The sequence below is a fragment of the Streptomyces sp. NBC_01669 genome (assembly GCF_026339735.1).
Classification (GTDB): domain Bacteria; phylum Actinomycetota; class Actinomycetes; order Streptomycetales; family Streptomycetaceae; genus Streptomyces; species Streptomyces yanii.
Genome location: NZ_JAPEQG010000001.1, coordinates 2624523 through 2648514, shown reverse-complemented (window position 1 = coordinate 2648514; position 23992 = coordinate 2624523). Strand labels below are relative to the sequence as shown.

Annotated in this window: 20 protein-coding genes; 15 read left to right on the top strand and 5 right to left on the bottom strand. The window is 69.7% G+C overall.

Going from position 1 to position 23992, the window contains the following annotated elements; translation table 11 throughout:
- Nucleotides 1-84 precede the first annotated feature (84 nt).
- Nucleotides 85-795, top strand: a complete 711-nt coding sequence (locus tag OG972_RS11550) for a ribonuclease HII (RefSeq protein WP_266980742.1) — start codon at nucleotides 85-87, stop codon at nucleotides 793-795.
- A gap of 60 nt (nucleotides 796-855) precedes the next feature.
- Entirely contained in the window at nucleotides 856-1476 is a 621-nt protein-coding gene (locus tag OG972_RS11545) for a hypothetical protein (protein WP_266980740.1), read from the top strand.
- A 66-nt stretch (nucleotides 1477-1542) separates the two neighbouring features.
- On the opposite strand, the gene OG972_RS11540 is transcribed toward OG972_RS11545, so the two are convergent.
- Together OG972_RS11540 and OG972_RS11535 are read right to left on the bottom strand one after the other, a co-directional pair.
- On the bottom strand, nucleotides 1543-2181 hold the full coding sequence (locus OG972_RS11540) for a hypothetical protein (protein WP_266980738.1): 639 nt from the start codon (nucleotides 2179-2181) through the stop codon (nucleotides 1543-1545).
- Nucleotides 2182-2396: 215 nt separating this feature from the next.
- Nucleotides 2397-4568, bottom strand: coding sequence for a RecQ family ATP-dependent DNA helicase (locus OG972_RS11535; RefSeq protein ID WP_266980736.1), 2172 nt, complete (start codon nucleotides 4566-4568; stop codon nucleotides 2397-2399).
- Between the two features lie 110 nt (nucleotides 4569-4678).
- On the opposite strand from OG972_RS11535, the gene OG972_RS11530 reads away from it, so the two are divergent.
- The 6 genes from OG972_RS11530 to OG972_RS11505 all read left to right on the top strand — a co-directional run bounded on the left by OG972_RS11530 (nucleotide 4679) and on the right by OG972_RS11505 (nucleotide 12860).
- The gene (locus OG972_RS11530; RefSeq protein WP_266980734.1) at nucleotides 4679-5977 is read left to right on the top strand and encodes a DUF4192 domain-containing protein; all 1299 of its coding nucleotides are present in this window, start codon (nucleotides 4679-4681) and stop codon (nucleotides 5975-5977) included.
- A 296-nt stretch (nucleotides 5978-6273) separates the two neighbouring features.
- Nucleotides 6274-7038, top strand: coding sequence for an NUDIX domain-containing protein (locus OG972_RS11525; RefSeq protein WP_266980732.1), 765 nt, complete (start codon nucleotides 6274-6276; stop codon nucleotides 7036-7038).
- A gap of 112 nt (nucleotides 7039-7150) precedes the next feature.
- Nucleotides 7151-8977, top strand: coding sequence for an ATP-binding cassette domain-containing protein (locus OG972_RS11520; protein ID WP_266980730.1), 1827 nt, complete (start codon nucleotides 7151-7153; stop codon nucleotides 8975-8977).
- 160 nt (nucleotides 8978-9137) lie between these two features.
- A complete protein-coding gene (locus tag OG972_RS11515) occupies nucleotides 9138-10025 on the top strand; it encodes a FadR/GntR family transcriptional regulator (protein ID WP_266980728.1) in 888 nt (295 codons plus the stop codon).
- A gap of 325 nt (nucleotides 10026-10350) precedes the next feature.
- On the top strand, nucleotides 10351-11901 hold the full coding sequence (locus OG972_RS11510; RefSeq protein WP_266980726.1) for an RNA polymerase sigma factor: 1551 nt from the start codon (nucleotides 10351-10353) through the stop codon (nucleotides 11899-11901).
- A gap of 128 nt (nucleotides 11902-12029) precedes the next feature.
- Nucleotides 12030-12860 (top strand): trypsin-like serine protease, encoded by an 831-nt coding sequence (locus OG972_RS11505; protein ID WP_266980724.1) that lies wholly within the window; start codon nucleotides 12030-12032, stop codon nucleotides 12858-12860.
- Between the two features lie 106 nt (nucleotides 12861-12966).
- Here OG972_RS11505 and OG972_RS11500 read toward each other — a convergent pair whose 3' ends face one another.
- Nucleotides 12967-13200 carry a hypothetical protein gene (locus tag OG972_RS11500; RefSeq protein WP_037701300.1) on the bottom strand — a complete coding sequence of 78 codons (234 nt, stop codon included), beginning with the start codon at nucleotides 13198-13200 and terminating at the stop codon, nucleotides 12967-12969.
- 443 nt (nucleotides 13201-13643) lie between these two features.
- On the opposite strand from OG972_RS11500, the gene OG972_RS11495 reads away from it, so the two are divergent.
- The 6 genes from OG972_RS11495 to OG972_RS11470 all read left to right on the top strand — a co-directional run bounded on the left by OG972_RS11495 (nucleotide 13644) and on the right by OG972_RS11470 (nucleotide 20416).
- Complete coding sequence (locus tag OG972_RS11495) at nucleotides 13644-15764, top strand: type IIA DNA topoisomerase subunit B (protein WP_266980721.1); 2121 nt, start codon at nucleotides 13644-13646, stop codon at nucleotides 15762-15764.
- Nucleotides 15765-15896: 132 nt separating this feature from the next.
- A complete protein-coding gene (locus tag OG972_RS11490) occupies nucleotides 15897-16415 on the top strand; it encodes a DUF1453 domain-containing protein (RefSeq protein ID WP_266980719.1) in 519 nt (172 codons plus the stop codon).
- The gene (locus OG972_RS11485) at nucleotides 16412-17575 is read left to right on the top strand and encodes a sensor histidine kinase (protein WP_266980717.1); all 1164 of its coding nucleotides are present in this window, start codon (nucleotides 16412-16414) and stop codon (nucleotides 17573-17575) included. Before OG972_RS11490 ends, OG972_RS11485 begins: the two co-directional genes overlap by 4 nt.
- On the top strand, nucleotides 17572-18252 hold the full coding sequence (locus tag OG972_RS11480) for a response regulator transcription factor (RefSeq protein ID WP_266980715.1): 681 nt from the start codon (nucleotides 17572-17574) through the stop codon (nucleotides 18250-18252). Before OG972_RS11485 ends, OG972_RS11480 begins: the two co-directional genes overlap by 4 nt.
- 131 nt (nucleotides 18253-18383) lie before the next feature.
- Entirely contained in the window at nucleotides 18384-18827 is a 444-nt protein-coding gene (locus tag OG972_RS11475; protein WP_266980713.1) for a DUF485 domain-containing protein, read from the top strand.
- On the top strand, nucleotides 18824-20416 hold the full coding sequence (locus OG972_RS11470; protein WP_266980711.1) for a cation acetate symporter: 1593 nt from the start codon (nucleotides 18824-18826) through the stop codon (nucleotides 20414-20416). Before OG972_RS11475 ends, OG972_RS11470 begins: the two co-directional genes overlap by 4 nt.
- 96 nt (nucleotides 20417-20512) lie before the next feature.
- Here OG972_RS11470 and OG972_RS11465 read toward each other — a convergent pair whose 3' ends face one another.
- Together OG972_RS11465 and OG972_RS11460 are read right to left on the bottom strand one after the other, a co-directional pair.
- On the bottom strand, nucleotides 20513-21190 hold the full coding sequence (locus tag OG972_RS11465) for a response regulator (protein ID WP_266980709.1): 678 nt from the start codon (nucleotides 21188-21190) through the stop codon (nucleotides 20513-20515).
- A complete protein-coding gene (locus OG972_RS11460; RefSeq protein WP_266980707.1) occupies nucleotides 21187-22857 on the bottom strand; it encodes a sensor histidine kinase in 1671 nt (556 codons plus the stop codon). The genes OG972_RS11465 and OG972_RS11460 overlap by 4 nt, the downstream gene beginning before the upstream one ends.
- A 96-nt stretch (nucleotides 22858-22953) precedes the next feature.
- On the opposite strand from OG972_RS11460, the gene OG972_RS11455 reads away from it, so the two are divergent.
- The gene (locus OG972_RS11455) at nucleotides 22954-23973 is read left to right on the top strand and encodes a LacI family DNA-binding transcriptional regulator (protein ID WP_266980705.1); all 1020 of its coding nucleotides are present in this window, start codon (nucleotides 22954-22956) and stop codon (nucleotides 23971-23973) included.
- Nucleotides 23974-23992 lie beyond the last annotated feature (19 nt).

The window sequence follows — 23992 nt, the reverse complement described above, 5'->3', positions numbered from 1 at the left end:
TCGGAGCGACGCCGCGGGTCGGACGACGGTCCGGCGCCCCGGGGGTGTTCGTGGCGCCCGCGTCGGCGTACGCTGACTGGCGCCATGCCGTACGAACCACCCACGCACACCGTCGAGCGCTCACTGCGCGCTACCACTGGTGCCAAGACCGTCGCCGGTGTCGATGAGGTCGGACGCGGAGCGTGGGCGGGACCGGTCACCGTGTGCGCGGCTGTCACCGGCCTCCGCAAGCCCCCCGCGGGGCTCACCGACTCCAAGCTGATCAGCCCGAAGCGCCGCGCCGAGCTGGCGCCGCTGCTCCAGGCCTGGGTCACGGCCTACGGCCTCGGTGACGCCTCGCCGCAGGAGATCGACGAGCTCGGGATGACCGCGGCGCTGCGCCTCGCCGCCGTGCGCGCCCTCGAAGCGCTGCCCGTGCGCCCCGACGCGGTGATCCTCGACGGCAAACACGACTACCTGGGAAAGCCCTGGACGGTCCGAACCGTCATCAAGGGCGACCAGTCCTGCGTCGCGGTCGCGGCCGCCTCGGTGATCGCGAAGGTCCACAGGGACACGATGATGGCCGAACTGGGCGCGGAATCGGGGGAGTACGCCGTCTTCGCGTTTGATGCGAACGCCGGCTACCCGTCCCCCGTGCACAGGGCCGCTCTGGAGGCGCTGGGGCCCACGCCCCTGCACCGCCTCTCGTGGTCCTACCTCGACGCGCTGCCCAGGTGGCAGCACCTGAAGAAGATCCGCATCTCCGCCGAGGCGGCTGCACTGGAAAGCGGGGGCCAGCTCGGCTTCGACTTCTGATCGCGCATTTGTGCCCACCCGCCGACGCCCTCTGCGCCGGCGTTTGATAGACAACCACCCATGCCTCTCATCCCCGAGGAGCCTCAGATTCACGAGAGCGCCCAGGGTCCCCGCGTCAATCCGGCCGCAGGCCGCACCGCGCCGACCCCCCGTCCCGTACCCGGCCCGCGTTCCGCGGCCACGCCGCGCCCCGGTCGTCCGGGTCCCGGCCCCGCGAGGCCCGCGCCCCCGGCGCAGCGCCCGCACTCCACCTCCGGTCAGCCCCAGGCTGCCCGGTCGAAGACTCGTTCCGCGCCGCAGTTCCAGCTGATCCCGGCCTCGGCCGGCAGTGCGCTCGACGCCGCCGACGAGGCTGTCGATCTGCTGCTCGACTCCGGACGCGCACCGGGCGACATCCTGGTGCTCACCACCGGTGAGCAGCACCCGTGGGCGGTGCACGAACTCTCCTTCGGAGAAGCCGCCTACTGGGCCCAGCACGATGCGGGCGACGACGTCTTCTTCGCCGATGCCGTGGCTGCGGACCGGGTGAAGGCCCGCCCCGTGGTGATCGTCGCGGTCAACGGTGGCGTCGATGACGCCACCGCCCGTGCGCTGCCTCTCGCGAGGGAGCGTGCCGGAGCACTACTGGTCGTCTGCGGTGACCCGCAGCGGGTCAACGCCGTACTCGGCGTCGGCGTCTGAGCCGAACGACGCGCACGGCCGTGGTGACCCGGCTGCCCGACAGGGCGGCCGGGCCCACGACCCGGGTCAGCGGGCCGCGGTGCGTCGCAGTGCCTCTGCCGCGCCGCCGCCGGTGCGCAGCGGGAACGGATCATGCTCGGCAACCGTGTCGGCGAGAGCCGCGGGCGGCGATATGGAGTTGGGCCGACGGCCGCCCCGGCCCTCGCCCAGCACCTGCCACCCGCCACGCGTCAGCGTGATGTACGCGCCGCACCGCAGGCCGTGCAGCGTGCAGGCATCCCGCAGACCCCACATCCACGCCCCGTCCTCCTCCGTCCACCGCTCGTCGCCCTCGCGGCAGTAGAGCAGTACCGCAGTGCGGACGGGTGTGCGGCGGCGCAGATCGTGCGGGATGACCCGGCGCAAATGCGCCAGCAGTGCGTTCCGGAACTCCCAGCCGTCCGCGGAGACGGAGCGACGGGCGAACGAGGCGCTGGCCGTGAGGCGTTCCTCATGGTCGAGTACGGCGACGACAGCGGTCTCCGGGGTCGGTCGGTGCCGGGTATGCAGGCCGCTGACCACCTCGCGCGGGCTGCGCAGCAACGGTATGCCCGCAGCGGCCCACTCGGCCGGTTCGAGCATTCTGGCAAGGCGGTTGGCGGAGTCGGCGGACACCGAGGACGCCGACATCGAAGTGGCTGCGGACGGAGCGAATCCGAAGGTCACGATCCTCCCTTCGCATACGCGCCCACGGTGCGGGCAGGGTTGGGTGGGGCGCACCGCGGCACAGCCCTTCCGGGCCGCGAAAGGACCGTGCGGGGAGCGAGTTCAATTCTTCCTGGCGTATCGGCAGGCGGCAACGAGCAATTGGTGCGGCTGACGGAAATCGGCGGGAATGACACGGATATCCCTGCCCAAACCGCGGACGGGTGACGCCCCTGTCACGCCTGAACGGCGAGGACCAGCGGAAACACCCCCTCCGCACCGGCCCTGCGCAACAGCCGCGCTGCCACGGCGAGCGTCCAGCCGGTGTCCGAGAGATCGTCCACGAGCAGCACCGGCCCCCCTGCCGACGCCAACGCCTCTGCCAGTTCCGGTTCCACGACGAGCGCCTCATGCAGAGCACGCACCCGCTGCGCGCTGTTGGTCTGCGACATCCGTACCCCGTCGGCCCCGGGGGCATAGCCGACGCTGCCGAGCAGCGGCATCCGGCCGACCTCGGCGATCCGGCTGGCGAGCGACTGGATCAGCTGTGGCCTGCTGTGCGAGGCGACCGCGACGACCCCCACCGGCCGCGGTACGGCATCGGCTGCGCCGGACGCCCAGCCCCCGGGTCCCTTGGCCCAGTCGGCCAGCACCGTCACCACCGCGTTCGCCACATCGTCCGGAACCGGTGCGTCAGGTGTGGGCGAAGCCAGCATCGGGCGCAGCCGGTTGCCCCAGCCGATGTCGGAGAGACGGCCGAGCGCCCGTCCGGAGAAGGAGAGTTCTCCCGCCGGGATACGGCCCTTGAGATCGACGCCCACCGCCGCGAGACCGGTCGGCCACATCTTGCGGGGTTCCACTTCGACACCGGGCCTGCCGAGCTCGCCCCGTGCGGTGTCCAGGGCGGCCGTCGACACCTGGTCGTCGAAGCGTGCCCCCGCGCAGTTGTCACAGCGTCCGCATGCCGTCGCTTCCTCGTCGTCCAGCTGGCGACGCAGGAATTCCATCCGGCAGCCGGTCGTCGTCGCATAGTCGCGCATCGCCTGCTGCTCGGCCGAGCGCTGGCGTGCCACCCAGGCATACCGCTCGGAGTCGTAGACCCAGGGCTCTCCCGTGGCGGTCCAGCCACCCTTCACCCGCTTGACCGCGCCATCGACGTCGAGCACCTTCAGCATGGTCTCCAGCCGTGTGCGCCGAAGGTCGACCAGCGGTTCCAGAGCGGGCAGCGAGAGCGGTCGGCCGGCCTGGGCGAGCGCATCGATCGTGCGCCGGACCTGTTCCTCCGGAGGGAAGGCGACCGAGGTGAAGTACTGCCAGATCGCCTCGTCCTCCTTGCCCGGGAGCAGCAGTACCTCGGCGTGCTCGACGCCTCGGCCCGCGCGGCCCACCTGTTGGTAGTAGGCGATGGGGGAGGAGGGAGAGCCGAGGTGCACGACAAAGCCGAGGTCGGGCTTGTCGAATCCCATACCGAGCGCGGACGTTGCGACGAGAGCCTTGACCCGGTTGGCCAGGAGGTCGTCCTCCGCCTGCTGCCGGTCGGCGTTCTCGGTGCGGCCCGTGTAGGACGCGACGGTGTGTCCGCACTGGCGCAGATACGCTGTGATCTCCTCGGCGGCCGCCACTGTGAGCGTGTAGATGATCCCCGAGCCGGGCAGCTCCTTGAGGTGATCGCCCAGCCAGGCCAGCCGGTGCGCGGCGTTCGGTAGTTGCAGTACGCCGAGGCTGAGACTCTCGCGGTCCAGCGGCCCACGCAGCACCAGCGCGTCCGTACCCGCCCCGGTGCCGAGCTGCTCCGCGACATCCGCCGTCACCCGCGCGTTCGCGGTGGCGGTCGTCGCGAGCACGGGCACCCCTGCGGGCAGATCGGCGAGCATGGTCCGCAGCCGTCGGTAGTCGGGCCGGAAGTCGTGGCCCCAGTCGGAGATGCAGTGTGCCTCGTCGACCACGAGCAGCCCGGTGGCGGCGGCGAGGCGGGGCAGGACCTGGTCCCGGAAGTCGGGATTGTTGAGCCTCTCGGGGCTGACCAGCAGCACATCCACCTCGCCCGCTGCCACCTCGGCCTGGACGGTGTCCCACTCCTCGGTATTGGACGAGTTGATCGTGCGGGCGGTGATGCCGGCCCTGGCCGCGGCCGTGACCTGGTTGCGCATCAGCGCGAGCAGTGGAGAGACGATCACTGTCGGGCCGCTGCCCCCCGCCCGCAGGAGCGAGGTCGCGACGAAATACACGGCGGACTTGCCCCAGCCGGTCCGCTGGACGACAAGCGCTCTGCGCTTGTCCGCGACGAGCGCCTCGATGGCCCGCCACTGGTCCTCGCGCAGCCGGGCAGTGCCGGTGGTGTCCCCGACGAGTCGGGCCAGTACGGAATCGGCCGAAGCCCTGAGCTCTGCGCGGTCTGCGTTGGTCATGCCCCCATGCAACCCGATGGCTACGACAAACGGCGAACGACCCCGCGACCCTGTGGACAACTTATCCACAGGGGGTCGCGGAATTCTGCTGCCCGCGGGACGGTCATGCCATGAACAAGCACCACGAATCCACCGGACCGGCCGACGAGCAGCAGATCACTCTGCGCGGGCCCGCCGAACTCGCCGATGCCCTTCCGTATCTCATGGGCTTCTATCCGAACGACAGCGTGGTCATGGTCGCTCTGCACGGCGGCCGGGGCCGCTTCGGCGGGCGGCTCAGGCTCGGAATTCCGCAGTCGCCGCAGGAATGGCCGCACGTCGCAGAGCAACTCGCCGAGTGCCTGGTCAAGGGGAGCGAGCGACGCCGTGAGCACCCCGATGCGATCGTCGTCTTCCTCTGCCAGGATCCTGCCGACGGAGAGACCCCCGGCCAGACGATGGAGCGGCTGCGGCCGCTGGCCCAGCGTCTGCGCACGGCCTGCGGGGCACTCGATGTACCCGTCCTCGAAGCGCTCTGCATCTCCGGCGGACGCTACTGGTCCTACTGCTGTCCGGACGCACGCTGTTGCCCGAGCGAAGGCAACGGTTTGTCCCTGCCGGGCACTTCGGTGATGGCGGCCGCCGCCACCTACGCGGGCATTCAGGTCCGGGGATCTCTGAGGGAGATGGAAGCCAGACTGGCGCCTCTGAAGACCCCGGCCGTGGCAGAGCAACCGCAGGCCCTCGACTTGGCCGGCGCTGCACTGGTGCCGAGGATCCTCGATGAGGAGGGACGCAAGGAAGTGGCTCGCGAGACCCTCGGGCTCGCGCGCGTCCTGATGAAACGCCTCCGGGACGCGCCGTCGGCCGCGCCCTCCGCAGCCGACAGTCAGGACGACTCGCTGATCAGTAATGACGAGGCCGCTGCGGTGATCCTCGGTCTCCAGGACCGGGAGACCCGGGACAAGGCCGCGGAATGGATGGAAGGGCCCGAAGCGGAATCCGCCCTGCGGCTGTGGCGGGCGCTCGCACGCCGGTGCGTCGGACCGTACGAGGAACACGCTGCTGCGCCGCTCACCCTGACCGGCTGGGTCTCCTGGTCGACGGGCGACGAACCGGGCGCCCGGGTCGCACTGGGGCTCGCCCTCCGGGTGGACCCCGACTACACCTTCGCTCAACTGCTCCATCAGGCGTGCAACGAAGGACTCGATCCGGAGGCTCTGCGCCGCTGCTTGCGCGGGGAGAGCGGCGAGCAGAAGGAGCGCGGTCACCATCGTGCCGAGCGAGTCGTCCGGCCCCGGACAGCACGCCCGCCGGCGGTGAGGCGGAACAAGACGCAGCCCGGCCCGGCCCGGCCGAGGGCGGTCGCGCGACGCCGTGCCCGTGAGTCGCGGGCCCACGGTCGCGGTGGGACCGGGGGCGGCCGATGACCATGGATACCGATCGCCCGGTGTCCGTCAGGGGAACGGGGGCGCGGCGCGGGGCATCGAGTTGAGCAGGCACGGAAAGCGTGAGCGAAAAGAGCAGCGAAAAGAGCGACGAGGGGGAGCCGCCGGTGCGCAGCTTCTGCGCACCGGCATGCAACGGCCTGCGGGGTGCTGCCGTTGCGTGCCGGAGGACGACTCCCATCGCGCGGGCGGCGAGCCGACCAGTTTCCGGGGCCGAGGTGGATGAAGATCATGACGAAGGGAGTGTTTATCGTCAGGCAGACGACTATGATCACGGCATGCCGCCCTACGACCCGTCGACCTTCCCGCCCTTCGCTGTCACCGTCGACCTGGTTGTGCTCACCGTGCGCCGTCATGCGCTCTGTGCGCTGGTGGTTCGCCGCGGCGAGTCCCCGTTCCAGGGCAGGTGGGCACTTCCCGGTGGCTTCGTGAGAGCCGATGAGGACCTCGGAGCCGCTGCGGCGCGTGAGCTCGTCGAGGAGACCGGACTGTGCGCGCAGGACCCGGCGACTCCGGCAGTCGGCAACGGTGCCCATCTCGAACAGCTCGCCACCTACGGCGACCCCAAGCGCGACCCCCGGATGAGGGTCGTCAGCGTCGCTCACCTCGCGCTCGCCCCCGACCTGCCCGCTCCCCGCGCGGGCGGCGACGCGAACAGTGCTCGGTGGGCGCCCGTCGAGGATCTGCTCGGGCCGGAGGGCGGTTTCGGCCGCGAGGGTGAGCAGCCCGCCCCGCTCGCCTTCGATCATGCTCAGATCCTCGCCGACGGCGTCGAGCGGGCACGTTCCAAGATCGAGTACTCCTCGCTGGCCACCGCTTTCTGCCCGCCTGCGTTCACGGTCGGAGAGCTGCGCCGGGTGTATGAAGCAGTCTGGGGGGTGGTTCTGGATCCGCGGAACTTCCATCGCAAGGTGACAGGCACCCCCGGTTTCCTGGTGCCTGCCGGCGGAACGACCACCCGCCAGGGCGGGCGACCCGCCCAGCTCTTCCGGGCCGGCGCGGCCACCGTGCTCAATCCACCGATGCTGAGGCCCGAAGTCTGATCTCGCGGAACGCCCGCGGGACCGACGATGCACTAAAAGTCCGATATGCCGGGTTATCGTGCTGCGGTATTCGCCCTGCCGCCGAGCGGTCTCACCTCCCGCGAGAGAAGCGATGCTTCAGGCCATCGGACTCACCAGCGCCCCCCACCGCGGCCGTCCGCCCGCCGTGGACGACCTCACCTTCGAAGCTGGACCCGGCCGCGTCACGGCACTCCTCGGCGCTCCCGGTTCCGGTAAGACCACAGCCCTCCGTCTGATGCTCGAAATCGAGTCGGGGCGCGGTGTCACCTACTTTCGTGGCAGACCACTGCACCGCATCCCGCATCCCGCCCGTGAGGTGGGAGTGCTCCTCGGGGACGTACCCGGCCATCCCGTCCGCACCGTCCGTGGTCAGCTCCGTATGCTCAGCGCCGCAGCGGGCGTACCCGCCTCCCGGGCCGACGAGCTGCTCGACGCCGTCGGCCTCGCCGGGCTCGGCGACCAGCGCCTCGGAGCGCTCTCGCTCGGCATGGACCGCAGGCTGGGTCTCGCGTCGGCGCTGCTCGGAGACCCCCATGCGCTGATCCTCGACGATCCCGGAGAGGGGCTCTCGCCACGCGAGAACGCTTGGTTGCACGGGTTCCTGCGTGCCCATGCCGCGCAAGGAGGAACGGTCCTCTACACCACCTGCGACCCCAAGGAGGCGGCGCGCGCGGCCGACCATGTGGTCACTGTCGACGCCGGGCGGCTGGTCTCCGACCAGGACGCCGTCGACTTCTCGCGTACCCGGCTGCGCCCCCGCGTCGTAGTCCGGACTCCGCACGCCGCACGGCTCGCCGCAGTCGTGAGCCGTGAGGCGCGCGTGGCCCGGCGTTCCGTCGAGGTGGTCACCGAAGCGGGCAGCCGCCTCTCGGTGTACGGCAGCACGTGCGCGGAGATCGGCGACACCGCATTCCGTCACGGTGTACCCGTTCATCAGCTCGCCGACGAGATCGCCGACACCGGCCCCGCAACGGCCACCGCTCCCGAAGCGGAGGCTGTCTCGCCGGGGCGGGCGTCACCCGCGTCAGGCCCGGACGCGGCACCGGCGCAACCGCAGCCGACTGCCTCCGAGCCGGAAGCTGCGCCGCGAACGGCATCGCCCGTCCCGGGTCCGGAACACGTGCCGTCGATCCGCCGACGACCGGCCCGTGGCCCGCACCGGCCGGTCCGCTACGAACTGCGCCGTCTCTTCGGTGTCAGGACGACAACGTTGATCATGGCGGCCGTTCTGGTCGTCTCGGTCGGGCTCTCCGTCCTGCTCGCCCGCACCGGCCATGCCCCGCTGCCGAACGTGCTTGCGGCCTGGCCCGCGGTGCTGCCCCTGCCGCCTGCTGCTGTCGGCGCCGGGCTGCTCGGCGCGCTCTCCTTCGGCGACGAGTTCCGCTATCCCGCGCTTGCGGCGGGCCGGGGCACCGTCCCCCGCCGGCTCGGTCTGCTCATGGCCAAGCTGGCGGTCTCCGCGGGCGTCGCGCTGCTCCTCGCTCTGATCGTTGCGGCGGCCTCCGCCGAGGCACTCCGTCTTGTGTACGGAGGCGACTTGGTCGGCTTTCCGTCGAATGCGGCTTTTCTCGCAGCGAGTTGGGCGGGCCTGAACGTGGGTTGCGCCTGGGCGGGTCTGCTGGCCGCCGGAATCTTCCGGGTGACAGCCGCCGGAGTCGCCGCGGTGCTCGCTGTGCCCGTGCTCGTCGTTCCGCTCGTCCGGAGGGTGCTGTCGGGGCCGGCCAGCCATTCGGTACTGGGGCTCCCCGGCAGGCTCCGCGAACTGGCTTGGGTGCAGTGGCCGGACGGGATGGATTCCTGGGTGATGGCGGGGGTGCGCGTGGTCGCGCACCCCGTGGGGGCGGCGCTGTCGTTGTCGCTCTCGGTCCTCATCTGTGCGTATGTGTTCACCAGCCTTCGCGGCAGGGTCCGTTGGTGATCACGGAACGCGGCCACCTGGTCATGAGACCTTGAAGTCCCTTGAGGGTGCCCGTTTTATGCAGATAAGGCGTCAATTGGGGGGTGGGCGCCGATCACCCTTTCGTGTGCTTTTCACCAAAGACCTCAAGGGGCGGGCGAGCCGCGCCGACAAAGGATGCGTGAGTACCCTTGCGCACACCATGATGACCGCCGCCCGCTCCGCTGATTCCGGCCTCGCCGGCTCGGGTGAACTCGACCGCTACCCCTACACGGAGGCGCCGGCCGGCGAGCGCGCCGCCATCCGTTCGTGGGACGGCACCGATGCAGAGCTGGGGCGGGCGAGCCGACGGGGTTCGGCCAGCCGCGGCCGTGGCCTCCACGGACAGCTCGTTCAGCAGCTCGGTCAGATGATCGTCTCCGGTGATCTGGGCGCCGATCGCCCGCTCGTGCCGGAGGAGATCGGCCAGCGTTTCGAGGTGTCCCGCACGGTCGTGCGTGAGTCTCTGCGCGTTCTCGAGGCCAAGGGGCTGGTCAGCGCCCGGCCCAATGTGGGTACCCGGGTCCGTCCGGTCAGTGACTGGAATCTGCTGGATCCCGACATCATCGAATGGCGAGCCTTCGGCCCGCAGCGCGACGACCAGCGTCGTGAGCTGGGTGAGCTCCGCTGGACGATCGAACCGCTCGCCGCTCGCCTTGCCGCCGGTCACGGCCGTGAGGACATTCAGCAGCGGCTCGGTGACATGGTCGAGATCATGGGGCACGCGCTCGCGCAAGGCGACGTGATCACTTACTCGCGAGCCGATGCCGAGTTCCATTCTCTGCTGATCCAGGCCGCCGGCAACCGCATGCTCGAACATCTCTCCGGCATCGTCTCCGCCGCCCTCCAGGTCTCGGGTGGTCCGGTCACCGGCTGTGACCGCCCCGGCGAGGCGTCCCTCGGTCACCACGTCCGGATCGTCGACGCCCTCGCGACCGGCGACGCGGCGGGTGCCGAGGCAGCCATGCGTCAACTGCTCGTCGTCCACCCCGAGGTGGACCGGGTGGTGCCGGCGCCGCGCGAGCACTAACCACGGTACGGCCAGGGTGTACGAACCATGTGTCGCCGGACCCTCGCGGTCCGGCGGCTCAATTGTTGAGGGATGTCACCTTTGGTCGCATTCGCCGCACATGGGGTGTGACTCGGGCCACGCGGATTGGGCGTAACACTCCTTGAGGCAGTGCGATGACTTAAGAGGTGACCGCCGCGGAAGGAATACAGCAGCCATTGACGGCGCTGTGCAGTTCTGAGGCCAAACCCGCGCCGTCGGTACATTCCCAGCCCGACGGTCGTCGGTTCCAGCCCTCTCCAGGGCCGGGCCGGAAGCCGTTTTCCATCGTTCCGAGAGGTTGTTCGTGTCGGCCAGCACATCCCGTACGCTCCCGCCGGAGATCGCCGAGTCCGAGTCTGTGATGGCGCTCATCGAGCGGGGAAAGGCTGATGGGCAGATCGCCGGCGATGACGTGCGTCGGGCCTTCGAGGCTGACCAGATTCCGCCAACCCAGTGGAAGAATGTTCTGCGCAGCCTCAACCAGATCCTCGAGGAAGAGGGTGTGACGCTGATGGTCAGTGCCGCGGAGTCGCCGAAGCGCGCCCGCAAGAGCGTCGCAGCGAAGAGCCCGGTCAAGCGCACCGCCACCAAGACTGTCGCGGCCAAGACGACCGTGACGAGGACCGTCGCGGCCACCGCCGCCCCGTCGGCCGAGACCGTGGACGTGGTGGCCGACGACGCTGCCGCGGCCAGCCCTGCGAAGAAGGCGGCAGCCAAGAAGACGGCTGCCAAGAAGACCGCCGTGAAGAAGACGGCGGCCAAGAAGACTGCAACGAAGAAGGCCGGTAAGAAGGACGCCGACGAGCTCCTCGACGGCGACGAGGCTGTCGAGGAAGTGCAGGTCGGCAAGGGCGACGACGAGGAGGCCGAGGGCGAGAACAAGGGCTTCGTCCTCTCCGACGACGACGAGGACGACGCACCCGCGCAGCAGGTCGCCGTCGCAGGTGCCACGGCCGACCCGGTCAAGGACTACCTGAAGCAGATCGGCAAGGTCCCGCTCCTCAACGCCGAGCAGGAGGTCGAGCTCGCCAAGCGCATCGAAGCTGGCCTGTTCGCCGAGGACAAGCTGGCGAACTCCGACAAGCTTGCGCCGAAGCTCAAGCGCGAGCTGGAGATCATCGCCGAGGACGGGCGCCGGGCCAAGAACCACCTGCTGGAGGCCAACCTCCGCCTCGTGGTCTCGCTGGCCAAGCGTTACACCGGCCGCGGCATGCTCTTCCTGGACCTGATCCAGGAGGGCAACCTCGGTCTGATCCGCGCGGTCGAGAAGTTCGACTACACCAAGGGCTACAAGTTCTCCACGTACGCCACCTGGTGGATCCGTCAGGCGATCACCCGCGCCATGGCCGACCAGGCCCGCACCATCCGTATCCCGGTGCACATGGTCGAGGTCATCAACAAGCTCGCGCGTGTGCAGCGTCAGATGCTCCAGGACCTGGGCCGTGAGCCCACCCCGGAGGAGCTGGCCAAGGAACTCGACATGACCCCCGAGAAGGTCATCGAGGTCCAGAAGTACGGGCGTGAGCCGATCTCCCTCCACACGCCGCTGGGTGAGGACGGGGACAGCGAGTTCGGTGACCTGATCGAGGACTCCGAGGCGGTCGTCCCGGCCGACGCGGTCAGCTTCACGCTCCTCCAGGAGCAGCTGCACTCGGTGCTCGACACCCTCTCCGAGCGTGAGGCCGGCGTGGTCTCGATGCGCTTCGGTCTCACGGACGGGCAGCCGAAGACCCTCGACGAGATCGGCAAGGTCTACGGCGTGACGCGTGAGCGCATCCGCCAGATCGAGTCGAAGACCATGTCGAAGCTGCGCCACCCGTCGCGTTCGCAGGTGCTGCGCGACTACCTCGACTAAGTCGCGGGAGTAAGCAGGCCGAGGGCCCGGTTCCGAGGAACCGGGCCCTCGGCGCATGTGCGGGTGCGGTTGCCGACACGCTGGATGACTCTGAGTGGGCATGGTCCACCGCAGAGTCAGGAGTACGCATGTCCCGTACCGTCGTCCGCGCCATGACCAGGCTGCTCGCCCTGGTTGCCGCGGCAGCCGTGATACCGCTCGGGTCCCTGGTTCCGGCGGCTGCCGACAGCATCGTCATCGGTGGGCAGCCGGCACATGTCAAGGACAGTCCGTGGGTCGTGGCGCTGTCCAGCCGTAACCGTTTCGGAGGTACCCGTGCGGGCCAGTTCTGCGGTGCTGTGCTGGTAGGGCCGACGAAGGTGCTGACCGCCGCGCACTGTCTGAACCGGGAGGCGCTCGGCACCGATGTGAGTCAGGTGCACGACCTGCGGATCATTGCCGGGCGGGATGAGCTGACCGGCTCCGGCGGCCGGGAGGTCGCGGTCAAGGGGACATGGATCAACCCGGGGTACGACCCCACCACCAACTCCGGCGATCTGGCGGTGCTCACCCTGGCCGACGCGCTCCCCGGAGAGAGTGTGATCCCGATGGCCACAGCCGGTGACCGGGCCGATGAGCCGGGTAGTGCAGCCCTCGTCTACGGCTGGGGGGACATCTCCGGGAACGGTGACTACGTGACGTCGCTCCGCTTCGCCCAGGTGAGGGTTCTGCCGGACAGCACGTGCGAGCGGGCCTACCCGGGTGGCAGGGGCGCCGCGTACGAGGCCTCGACGATGCTCTGCGCGGGCGAACCGCACGGCGGGCACGACGCATGCCAGGGGGACAGCGGAGGGCCGCTGGTGGCCGGTGGGCGGCTCATCGGCCTGGTGTCCTGGGGGAATGGCTGTGGGGTGGCGGGCAGCCCCGGCGTCTACACGAGGATCTCCGCGGCGGCGGGCTGGATGGCGGGCAGTAGCTGACCGGCGTCGCTCCATAGGTACGAGAACGGGCGGCTCCCCCTTCGGTGGGGGAGCCGCCCGTCGGCCGGTACGGAGCCGGACCCTGGCTCGTCGTGGATGCGAGGTGTCAGTGTTGTTCCTCTTCGACGGCATTGGCCTGCACGGCCGTCAGCCGGTCCGTCTCATCCTGTATTTCCGCGGCGATCTTCTTGAGTTCCGGCTCGAACTTGCGACCATGGTGGGCGCAGAAAAGCAGTTCACCGCCGCTGATCAGGACGACGCGCAGATATGCCTGGGCGCCGCAACGGTCACAGCGGTCTGCTGCGGTCAGCGGGCTCGCGGGGGTCAGAACAGTAGTCACGTCGCCTCTTCTCTAGCTCGACGAGCTGTCGTACCAGGGTCAACATCCAACCAGGCCGAAAACGTTCCCGCTCGTGGCTTTTCTTCGAAACTTCTTCTCAAGATGGCTGTCTGTTGCCGGTTGGCGGCGAATGTGCCGTATTGCGTAGCGCTACGGTTTCGCGTTGCTTGTATTGGTCGGTCGGTCGGTCCGTCCGGCCGGCTTGCCGGTTTGTTCATGAGGACGTGCCCGGAGCCTAAATGGTTCATGCCTCGAAGGGAACGTGATGTGCGCGTCACTCCAACGAGGGATCGAACGCGTATGCGAGGCTGGTCTAGTGTGAGCATTCCCTGAGGGTGGCGGTACAACCGCTCTATCAGGCCTCGGTACGCTCTCAGCGGCAACCGAAGCCGAGCCCGTTACCCACCTGGACCCCAAATGAAATTCAGCGAGGAGCGAACCGCGTGACCGCCGATACGTCCGTGCCGTCCACTGCGCTGCTGACCGGAGCAGACCGAGACGGCTCCAACTACACCGCGCGGCACCTTCTCGTGCTCGAGGGCCTTGAGGCAGTCCGCAAGCGCCCCGGGATGTACATCGGGTCGACCGACAGCCGCGGCCTCATGCACTGCCTCTGGGAGATCATCGACAACTCCGTCGACGAGGCCCTCGGCGGTTACTGCGACCACATCGAGGTCATCCTCCACGAGGACAACTCCGTCGAGGTCCGAGACAACGGCCGGGGCATCCCCGTCGATGTGGAGCCCAAGACCGGACTGTCCGGCGTCGAGGTCGTCATGACCAAGCTTCACGCCGGCGGCAAGTTCGGCGGCGGCTCGTACGCCGCGTCCGGTGGTCTGCACGGTGTGGGAGCCTCCGTGGTCAACGCGCTCTCGGCCCGGCTCGACGTCGAGGTCGACCGCAACAGCGCGACCCACTCGATCAGCTTCCGGCGCGGGGTGCCGGGCATCTTCACGGAGCAGGGCCCGGACAGCCCGTTCGACCCGGCCAACGGCCTTCGCAAGGGGAAGCGGGTCCCGAAGGCGCGCACCGGCACCAGGGTGCGCTACTGGGCCGACCGGCAGATCTTCCTCAAGGACGCCAAGCTCGGCCTGGAGACGCTCTACCAGCGGGCCCGGCAGACGGCATTCCTCGTCCCCGGACTCACCATCGTCGTTCGCGACGAACGCGGTCTCGATGGTGAGGGCAAGACCGAGGAGACGTTCCGCTTCGAGGGCGGAATCAGTGAATTCTGCGAGTACCTGGCCCAGGACAAGGCGGTCTGCGACGTGCTGCGGCTGACCGGGCACGGCACTTTCAAGGAGACCGTGCCGGTCCTGGACGAGCGCGGGCACATGACGGCGACCGAGGTCACGCGCGAGCTGGCCGTCGACATTGCCATGCGCTGGGGCACGGGATACGACACCAATCTCAAGTCCTTCGTCAACATCATTGCCACCCCCAAGGGCGGCACACATGTGACCGGGTTCGAACGCTCCGTGACCAAGACGGTCAACGAGGTGCTCCGCTCCGCGAAGCTCCTGCGGGTCGCCGAGGACGACATCGTCAAGGACGACGCCCTGGAGGGCCTCACCGCAGTCGTCACCGTACGGCTGGCGGAGCCGCAGTTCGAGGGCCAGACCAAGGAGGTCCTCGGCACCTCGGCGGCCAACCGGATCGTCGCCAATGTCGTCGCCAAGGAACTCAAGGCATTCCTGACGTCCACCAAGCGTGATGCCAAGGCGCAGGCCAGGGCAGTCCTGGACAAGGCGGTCGCCGCCGCGCGCACGCGCATCGCGGCCCGGCAGCACAAGGACGCGCAGCGTCGTAAGACGGCGCTGGAGTCCTCCTCGCTGCCCGCCAAGCTCGCGGACTGCCGCAGCGACGACGTGGACCGCAGCGAGCTCTTCATCGTGGAGGGGGACTCCGCGCTCGGCACGGCCAAGCTCGCCCGGAACAGTGAGTTCCAGGCGTTGCTGCCGATCCGGGGCAAGATCCTCAATGTCCAGAAGGCATCTGTCTCGGACATGCTGAAGAACGCCGAGTGCGGCGCGATCATCCAGGTCATAGGGGCCGGGTCCGGGCGGACCTTCGACATCGACGCCGCCCGCTACGGCAAGATCGTCCTCCTGGTGGACGCCGATGTCGACGGCGCGCACATCCGCATCCTGCTGCTCACGCTCTTCCAGCGGTACATGCGGCCCATGGTCGAGGCGGGACGCGTCTTCGCCGCTGTGCCCCCGCTCCACCGGATCGAGCTGGTCCAGCCGAAGAAGGGCCAGGACAAGTACATCTACACCTACTCCGACGGCGAGCTGCGCCAGACGCTGCTGGAGCTGCAGCGCAAGAACGTCCGGTACAAGGACTCGATCCAGCGGTACAAGGGGCTGGGTGAGATGGACGCCGACCAGCTGGCCGAGACCACGATGGATCCGCGCCACCGGACACTGCGGCGGATCAACATCGGCGACCTCGAATCCTCCGAGCAGGTCTTCGATCTGCTGATGGGCAACGAGGTCGCGCCCCGCAAGGAATTCATCACCAGCTCCGCCGCCACGCTGGACCGCTCGCGCATCGACGCGTGACCGGCAGCCGCCGTCTCCACCCGTGGGTGGAGACGGCGGCTCCACCCACGATCAACCCCTGAGCCGATTCTCTGACCTGGCATTTTCCGTAGCGTCGAAGGTGTTGAACCTTTCCGCACTTCGGAGGCCGCCATGTCAGGACTCATCAATGTCCTGGTGATCATTGCCGTCATCGCACTCGTCGTGGTCCGCCAGTGCTCGGCACGACGGATCGCGGACGACCGGCGCTGGTGGGTCCTGCCCGGCATTCTGATCTTCCTGTCCCTGCGCGAACCCGGCCTGACCGACTCGCGCCACGAATCGCTGTCCGCAGTGGTCCTCGGCGCCGAACTGCTGGTCGGGCTGGTCATCGGCGTCGGCTGGGGCTGGACGACCCGGCTGTGGCGCGAGTCGGACGGATCTCTGTGGAGCAGAGGTACCAAGGCCACCGTCCTGGTCTGGACGGGAGGTCTGGCGATGAGAGCCGCGCTGTACGGGACGGCCGCGCTGATGGGCATACGGCAGGGCAGTGCCGCCCTCATGGCCGCTCTCGCGCTGACGCTGCTCGCGCGCAGCGCCGTGCTGACCTGGCGGGCCCGGGGGATGAGCCCGGCGTACGGTGATGCTGCCGGCGGCCCGCCGTCGCAGCCGGCGTGGAAGGACCGTGTGTGACACGCGCTACCTGGACGAGTTGGCCGTCCCGGGAGGCACTCTCCCGACAGGGGCGCACGCGCCCACGGGCGGTCATCGCCTGGTCCGTACGCGCGCTCCTGCTGGTCCTCGTGCTCTGGGGCACCTTCACCGCCGGAAAGTTCGGCCCCTGGGAAGTCGCGGTCGGACTCCTGGGTGTACTGGGTTGCGCCTGGACCGCGTGGGCGTTCTTCCGGACCAGTCTGGAACACCGACTGTGGCCCTCCCTCGGGTTGATGGCGCTGTTGATGGCAGCGGCCTTCGGGGCGCAGCAAGCCGGTGCCGGTGTGCCGGCCGTAGTCCTGTGGTGCGGTTGCGCGGTGACCGCACTGGAGCGGTTGCCGCTCTCGGCGGCTGTTCCCGCCACGGCCGTCGCGCTCGCCGCATACGCCGCCGTCAACGCCGACGGGTGGATGACGACGGCGCTGACCACGGGGGGCCTCTGCCTCGCGGGATACGTGCTCCGGCTGGATGCCGAGGCGCGTGGCAGCGCCCTGCGGCTCCTGGCGCAGGAGCGGGCGGCGAGGGCGGCGGAAGCGGAATCGGCGGCGCTGAACGAGCGCTCCAGGATCGCTCGGGAGATACACGATGTGCTCGCGCACAGTCTCTCCGCGCAGCTGGTGCACCTGGAGGCGGCGCGGCTCCTCATTGAGCGACAGCCTTCCGGGGAGTTCCGGGACCAGGTCCTGGAGCGAGTGGTGGCGGCGCGTTCGATGGCGCGCGAGGGGCTCGCCGAGACCCGTCAGGCGCTCGCCGCGCTCCGGGGCGAGGTCGCGCCGGTGGAGGACTTCCTGAGACAGCTTGTGACTGCGGAGCCGGGCGAGGTGACCGTGGCCGGGGAGCAGCGGCCGCTGACGGCAGAGGCCTCGCAGACGGTCCGACGGGTGGCGCAGGAGGCGCTGACCAATGTGCGCAAGCACGCGCCGGGGGCCACCGTTCTCGTACGGCTGGAGTACCTGCCGGGCGAAGTCGCTCTGGAGGTCAGGGACCGGGGCGGTCACCGGCCCGTGGAGGAGCTCGCTGTCAGCGGCTCCGGATACGGTCTGCTGGGGATGAGGGAGCGCGCCGAGCTGCTCGGCGGGACGTTGGAGGCGGGTCCGGGCGAGGAGGGGTTCGTGGTGAGTCTGCGGGTGCCCGCGTGAACGCGCGGGTCGTGGTCGCCGACGATCAGTCGGTGGTGCGCGAGGGAATCGTGATGCTGCTGGGGCTGTTGCCCGGAGTCGAGGTGGTGGGATCGGCGAGGGACGGGGAAGAGGCCGTCGCGCTCGTCGCCGAGCGGGCGCCCGATGTGGTTCTGATGGATCTTCGGATGCCCCGCTGCGACGGGGTGGAGGCCACACGGCGCATCCGAACGGAGTATCCGGGCACGCAGGTGGTGGTCCTCACGACGTTCGCGGACGACGACTCGCTCTTCCCCGCGCTGCAGGCGGGCGCCCGCGGCTACCTCACGAAGGACGCCGGGGGCGACGAGATCGTGCGGGCCATCCAGGCAGTGCTGTCGGGCGAGGCCGGGCTCTCGCCCGTGGTGCAGCGTCGGCTGCTGGAGCGGGTCACCACAGCACCGGCCCCCGCCGGGCCGCGGCCTGCCCAGTCGCAACTGCCCGACGGTCTTACGCCCCGCGAGGCGGAAGTACTCGTCCTGATCGCCGAGGGGATGTCCAACCAGGAGATCGGCCGCAGGCTGCACATCTCGCAGGCCACGGTGAAGAGTCACATCAACAATCTCTTCGCCAAGGCCGGGGTACGCGACAGAGCGCAGGCCGTGCGCTACGCGTACGTTCGGGGTCTCGCACACCCGCCCGGGACATCCTTCACCTGAAGAGGTGAAGAGCGGCGAATGAAGTGCCCGGGAACTTCCTGATCTGCCCATTCTTGGGTACGCGGCCGAAGTGGTCCGTGGACAAGGGGAGTTGTTCGGTGGAGAAGGAAGCAGGGCGCGACGCTGCAGCGATGCGAGTCGACGACCCGTGGTACGACGCTCTGGCCTCCGGATGGGGCGAGCTGGACGGTGCGGGGGGCTTCATGCCCGTCGGGCCCCCCGGGCCCGTGGCCCCGCAGAGCAGCCACAGCGCGGCAGACATCTATCTGGAGGTGCAGCGCAGCGCGGTCTTCCAGGACGTGCGGCGTCGATACCGGCGGTTCGTCGTCCCCGCCACCCTGGCCTTCGTCGTCTGGTACCTCGCCTACGTTGTCACGGCGGTCACCGCACCCGGACTGATGGCCCGTCCGGTCGCCGGGGCCGTCAACGTGGCGATGGTCGCGGGGCTCGGGCAGTTCCTCACCACGTTTCTGCTCACCGGGGCGTACACACGTCATGCGCGGCTGCGCAGGGACCGGGCCGCGCTCGATCTGCGGTGGGAGACCCAGGAGATGACGCGGGGGATCGGGCGTTGAGCGGGAATCACCAGACCCTGGCGTTGCTTCTGTTCAGCGCATTCATCGCCGTGACGCTCGCCATCACCACCTGGGTGAGCCGCAACCGGCACGGCTCGGCGGAGGAGTTCTACGCCGGCGGTCGGTTGTTCTCCCCCATGGAGAACGGTTTCGCTATCGCCGGTGACTACATGTCGGCCGCATCCTTTCTCGGTATCTCCGGTCTGATCGCGCTGTTCGGCTACGACGGCATGCTGTACTCGGTCGGCTTCCTCGTCGCCTGGCTCGTCGTCCTGCTGCTGGTCGCCGAACTCGTCCGTAACTGCGGCCGGTTCACCCTCGCCGATGTGGTGGCCGCACGCATGACGGAACGTCCGGTGCGGATCGCGGCGGGCATCTCCTCCGTCACCGTCTCCGTGCTCTACCTGGTGGCGCAGATGGTGGGTGCGGGCAGCCTGGTCGCCCTGCTCCTCGGCGGTACGAGCAACGCCGCCCGCTCCTGGACCGTCATCGGGGTCGGGGCGCTCATGGTGATCTATGTGTCCTTCGGGGGGATGCGTGCGACGACCTGGATCCAGATCGTCAAGGCCGTCCTGCTGATGATGGGCGCGACCGTGCTCACCGTGCTGGTTCTGGTCCATTTCCATGGCAACGTCAACGGGCTCCTCACCTCCGCCGCCGAACGGAGCGGGCACGGACTGAAGTTCCTCTCGCCCGGACTCAAGTACGGCGGCAGCTGGACCGCGCGATTCGACTTCATCAGCCTCGGGCTGGCCCTGGTGCTCGGAACGGCCGGACTGCCCCACATCCTGTCGCGCTTCTACACCGTGCCCACCGCCCGCGCCGCCCGCCGATCGGTCGTCTGGTCGATCGGCCTCATCGGCAGCTTCTACCTGATGACGATCGTGCTCGGGTTCGGGGCGGCGGCGCTGGTCGGTTCGGCGGACGTACGGGCGTCGAATCCCGCCGGGAACACCGCCGTCCCGCTGCTGGCCGTGGTGCTCGGCGGCGGTGAAGGTTCCGCCGGGGGAACGATCCTGTTCGCGGTGGTCGCCGCCGTGGCCTTCGCGACCATCCTCGCCGTCGTCGCCGGGATCACGCTCGCCTCGTCCGCCTCCGTGGCCCACGACCTCTACGCCTCGCTCAGGCGTCCGGGCCGGAAGCAGCACAGCGAGGTCACCGTGGCTCGGGTCGCCGCGGCCGGGATCGGGGTGGCCGCCATCGCGCTCGGGCTGGTCGCGCAGGATCTGAATGTGGCGTTCCTGGTGGCGCTCGCCTTCGCCGTCGCCGCTTCGGCCAATCTGCCGGTGCTGCTGTACTCGCTGTTCTGGCGGAACTTCACCACGCGAGGGGCGGTCTGGTCGGTCTACGGAGGGCTGATCCCCGCGTTGCTGCTCGTTCTGCTCTCACCGGTCGTCTCCGGCAGTCCTACCTCGCTCTTCCCCGGCGTCGACTTCCAGTTCTTCCCGCTGGAGAACCCCGGACTGGTCTCCGTCCCGCTCGGCTTCCTGGCCGGTTGGATCGGTACAGTCACGTCACCCGAGCCGCCCGACGCCGCCAAGCATGCGGAGACCGAGGTCCGCGCGCTGACCGGGGCGGGGGCGGTGTAGCCGGTCAGGGCGCAGCGGACGGCGGACGAGCCGGGCCGGGAATGCGGGACTGGACTGTGGCGGATGCGGGTCGGCGGTCCGTCACGCAGGGATTTCCTAGGAGCCCGAGGCCCAGGTGTAGCGGTGTTCCGGGCGGCCTGTCTCGCCGTACCGCAGTGTCAGCCGCACCCGACCCGTCCGCTCCAGCAGCTTCAGGTAGCGCTGCGCGGTCTGCCGGCTCATTCCGGCGCTCTCCGCGATCTCCTGCGCGGAGAGCGGCCCCTCGGCCCTCTTGAGCGCCTGGCGGACCAGTTCCGCCGTGGTGGGGGAGTGCCCCTTGGGCAGGTCGGGTTCGCCCGCCGCCCACAGAGCGCCGAAGAGCCGGTCCACGTCTCCCTGCTCGGCCTCGCCGCCGCCCTCCAGAGTGTGGTGCAGCGCCGCGTACGCCTCCAGCTTGGTACGCAGCCCCGCGTAGGTGAACGGCTTCACCAGGTACTGGAGCGCGCCGTGCCGCATGGCCTCCTGGACGGTGGCGACGTCACGCGCCGCAGTCACCATGATCACATCGGTGCGGTGACCGAGCCTGCGCAGCTCGCGCACCACGGCCAGGCCATTGCGGTCGGGCATGTAGTGGTCGAGCAGGACGAGATCCACGTGCTGCGACTCGACCGCGGCCAGGGCCTCGGCGGCGCTGTGCGCCTGCGCCGCCACCCGGAAGCCGGGCACCTTCGAGACATACGCCGCGTTGATCCGCGCAACCCGGATGTCGTCGTCCACGACCAGGACCTGGATCACTGAACTCCTCCCGTGAGATCCGGCTCCGGAAGCTGTGTGTCCGCGAGACCCGGTTCGGTGAGCGCCTCGGGCAGTACGACAGTGAACTCGGCGCCGCCTTCCGGCGGCCCGTCCACGGTGGCGCTGCCGCCCTGTCGTTCGGCCAGCCGCCGTACCAGCGCGAGACCCAGACCACGCTTGCCGTGCGCCGGGAGTTCCTTGGTCGACCAGCCCTCCGTGAAGACCGATTCGCGATGCTCGGGAGGGACGCCGGGGCCGCTGTCGCGGACCCGCAGCACCACCGTACGGCCATCCGCCCGCAGCCCTACCTCGATCAGGGCGTCGTCCGATCCGGCGGCCGCGTCCAGGGCGTTGTCGACGAGGTTGCCGACGACGGTGACCAGCCCGCGCGGGTCCACCAGCCGGTCAGGGAGCAGCGTGCCGGGCGCCATGCGCAGCGATACGCCGCGCTCCGCGGCGACCGTCGCCTTGCCGACCAGCAGGGCGGCCAGCAGCGGATCGTGGACCTTCTCGGTGACCTGCTCGGCGGTGGCCCGGTGGACGCCGACGACCTCGGTGACGAACTCCATCGCGTCCTCGTGCATGTCCAGCTCCAGCAGTCCCAGGAGGGTGTGCAGCCGGTTGGCGTGCTCGTGGTCCTGTGCGCGCAGGGCATCGATCAGACCACGGGTGGAGTCGAGCTCGCGGCCGAGGTGTTCGAGTTCGGTACGGTCGCGGAGGGTGGCGACGGCGCCTCCGTCGGCGGTCGGCATCCGGTTGGCGAGCAGCACACGGTTGCCGCGCACGGTCAGCAGATCGTCGCCCACCACGCGGCCGGCCAGCACGTCCGCGGTCCGCCCCCGGCCGAGCACGTCGTCGAGCGGGCGGCCCGCGGCGTCGGGGTCGAGCCCCAGCAGCCGCTGCGCCTCGTCGTTCAGCAGCCGGATGCGTCCCGTACGGTCCAGCGCGACAACCCCTTCGCGGATGCTGTGCAGCATCGCCTCGCGCTCGGTCAGCAGCGCGGAGATGTCGGAGAACGCCAGGTCGTGGGTCTGTCGCTGGATGCGGCGGGAGATCAGGTAGGCAGCCAGCGCCCCGACGGCGAGCGCCCCGCCCGCGTAGGCGAGCAGCCCCGGGATCGCTGCCAGGAGCCGGGCGCGGACACTGTCGTACGCGATGCCGACCGAGACCGCTCCGACGATGTGGTCCGCGTTGTCGCGGAGTGGCACCTTGCCGCGTGCCGAGCGGCCGAGCGTACCGCTGTCGATCTCCATGATCTCTCCGCCCGCGAGCGCCTCACTGGGGTCGGTCGAGACGACCTTGCCGATCCGGCGGGTGTCGGTGTGCGACCAGCGCACCCCGTGCCGGTCCATGACGACGACGTACTCGGCGCCGGTGGACCGCCTGATCCGTTCCGCGGCGGATTGCACGGGCCCCCCGGGGACAGGGGCCGTGGTGAGCAGGGACTCGGAGATCTGCGGCTGGGCCGCCGTGCTCTGCGCGATGGCGAGCGCACGGCGCATCGCCTCGTCGTCGAGTTGCGTGCTGAGGGGTGCCAGGAAGAGGCCGGTGGCGAGTACGGTGACGCCGGTGGCGATGGCGAGCTGCATCAGCAGCACCTGGGAGAAGACCCGCTGCGGCCAGCCGAGCCGTCGCGGTCTCCGGGGGGTGGGCTGTGGGGCGCTCATCGTATGAAGGTAAAACGCCGCCCTGCGCTTCCTGAAATCTCTCTTCCTTCCAACTCCACGCAATCCGCTTGCGTTTTTTTCGCTAATCTTGCGCACATGACGCGACGACTTGCTCAGGTGGCACAGAAGGTGGGAGTCAGCGAGGCCACGGTCAGCCGGGTGCTCAACGGCAAGCCCGGAGTCTCCGACGCCACCCGGAAGGCCGTCCTCTCCGCGCTCGACGTCCTCGGTTACGAGCGTCCGACCCAGCTGCGCGGCGAGCGGGCCCGACTGGTCGGACTGGTCCTGCCGGAGCTGCAGAACCCGATCTTCCCGGCCTTCGCCGAGGTCGTCGGCGGTGCGCTCGCCCAGCAGGGGCTGACCCCCGTCCTGTGCACCCAGACCAAGGGGGGCGTCTCCGAGGCCGACTACGTGGAGCTGCTTCTGCAGCAGCAGGTGTCGGGTGTGGTCTTCGCGGGCGGGCTCTACCACCAGGCGGACGCCCCGCACGATCACTACAAGGTGCTGGCCGACCGCAGGATCCCGGTCGTCCTGATCAACGCAGCCATCGAGCACCTCGGTTTCCCCGGGGTGTCATGCGACGACTCGGTCGCCGTCGAGCAGGCGTGGCGTCACCTGGTCTCGCTCGGCCACGAGCGCATCGGCCTGGTGCTCGGTCCCTCCGACCACGTGCCCTCGCAGCGCAAGCTCGCGGCCGCCCGCGCGCTCGCCCACTCGTCCGGCACCACCGTGCCGGACGAGTGGGTGGCGAGGGCCATGTTCTCGCTGGAGGGCGGGCAGGCCGCGGCCATGCGCCTGCTGGACCAGGGGGTCACCGGCATCATCTGTGCCAGCGACCCGCTCGCGCTCGGCGCCGTGCGCGCGGCCCGCCGCCGCGGCCTCTCCGTGCCCGCCGATGTCTCGGTGGTCGGGTACGACGACTCGGCCTTCATGAACTGCACCGAGCCGCCGCTGACCACGGTCCGGCAGCCGATCGAAGCGATGGGGCGCGCGGCTGTCGAGCTGCTCGCCGTGCAGATCGGGGGTCGTGCCGTGCCCTCCGACGAGCTGCTCTTCGAGCCGGAACTGGTGGTGCGGGGGTCCACCGCACAGCCTCCACGAACCACTTCCGGTTGATCGTCGACATTTTGCGGCT

Bases quoted from the DNA above. Each gene is read 5' to 3' on its own strand.
- OG972_RS11490 (WP_266980719.1), top strand. From the start codon at position 15,897: ATGTCAGGACTCATCAATGTCCTGGTGATCATTGCCGTCATCGCACTC.
- OG972_RS11455 (WP_266980705.1), top strand. From the start codon at position 22,954: ATGACGCGACGACTTGCTCAGGTGGCACAGAAGGTGGGAGTCAGCGAG.
- OG972_RS11535 (WP_266980736.1), bottom strand. From the start codon at position 4,568: ATGACCAACGCAGACCGCGCAGAGCTCAGGGCTTCGGCCGATTCCGTA.
- OG972_RS11460 (WP_266980707.1), bottom strand. From the start codon at position 22,857: ATGAGCGCCCCACAGCCCACCCCCCGGAGACCGCGACGGCTCGGCTGG.
- OG972_RS11475 (WP_266980713.1), top strand. From the start codon at position 18,384: ATGCGAGTCGACGACCCGTGGTACGACGCTCTGGCCTCCGGATGGGGC.
- OG972_RS11505 (WP_266980724.1), top strand. From the start codon at position 12,030: ATGTCCCGTACCGTCGTCCGCGCCATGACCAGGCTGCTCGCCCTGGTT.
- OG972_RS11550 (WP_266980742.1), top strand. From the start codon at position 85: ATGCCGTACGAACCACCCACGCACACCGTCGAGCGCTCACTGCGCGCT.
- OG972_RS11530 (WP_266980734.1), top strand. From the start codon at position 4,679: ATGAACAAGCACCACGAATCCACCGGACCGGCCGACGAGCAGCAGATC.
- OG972_RS11525 (WP_266980732.1), top strand. From the start codon at position 6,274: ATGCCGCCCTACGACCCGTCGACCTTCCCGCCCTTCGCTGTCACCGTC.
- OG972_RS11520 (WP_266980730.1), top strand. From the start codon at position 7,151: ATGCTTCAGGCCATCGGACTCACCAGCGCCCCCCACCGCGGCCGTCCG.
- OG972_RS11545 (WP_266980740.1), top strand. From the start codon at position 856: ATGCCTCTCATCCCCGAGGAGCCTCAGATTCACGAGAGCGCCCAGGGT.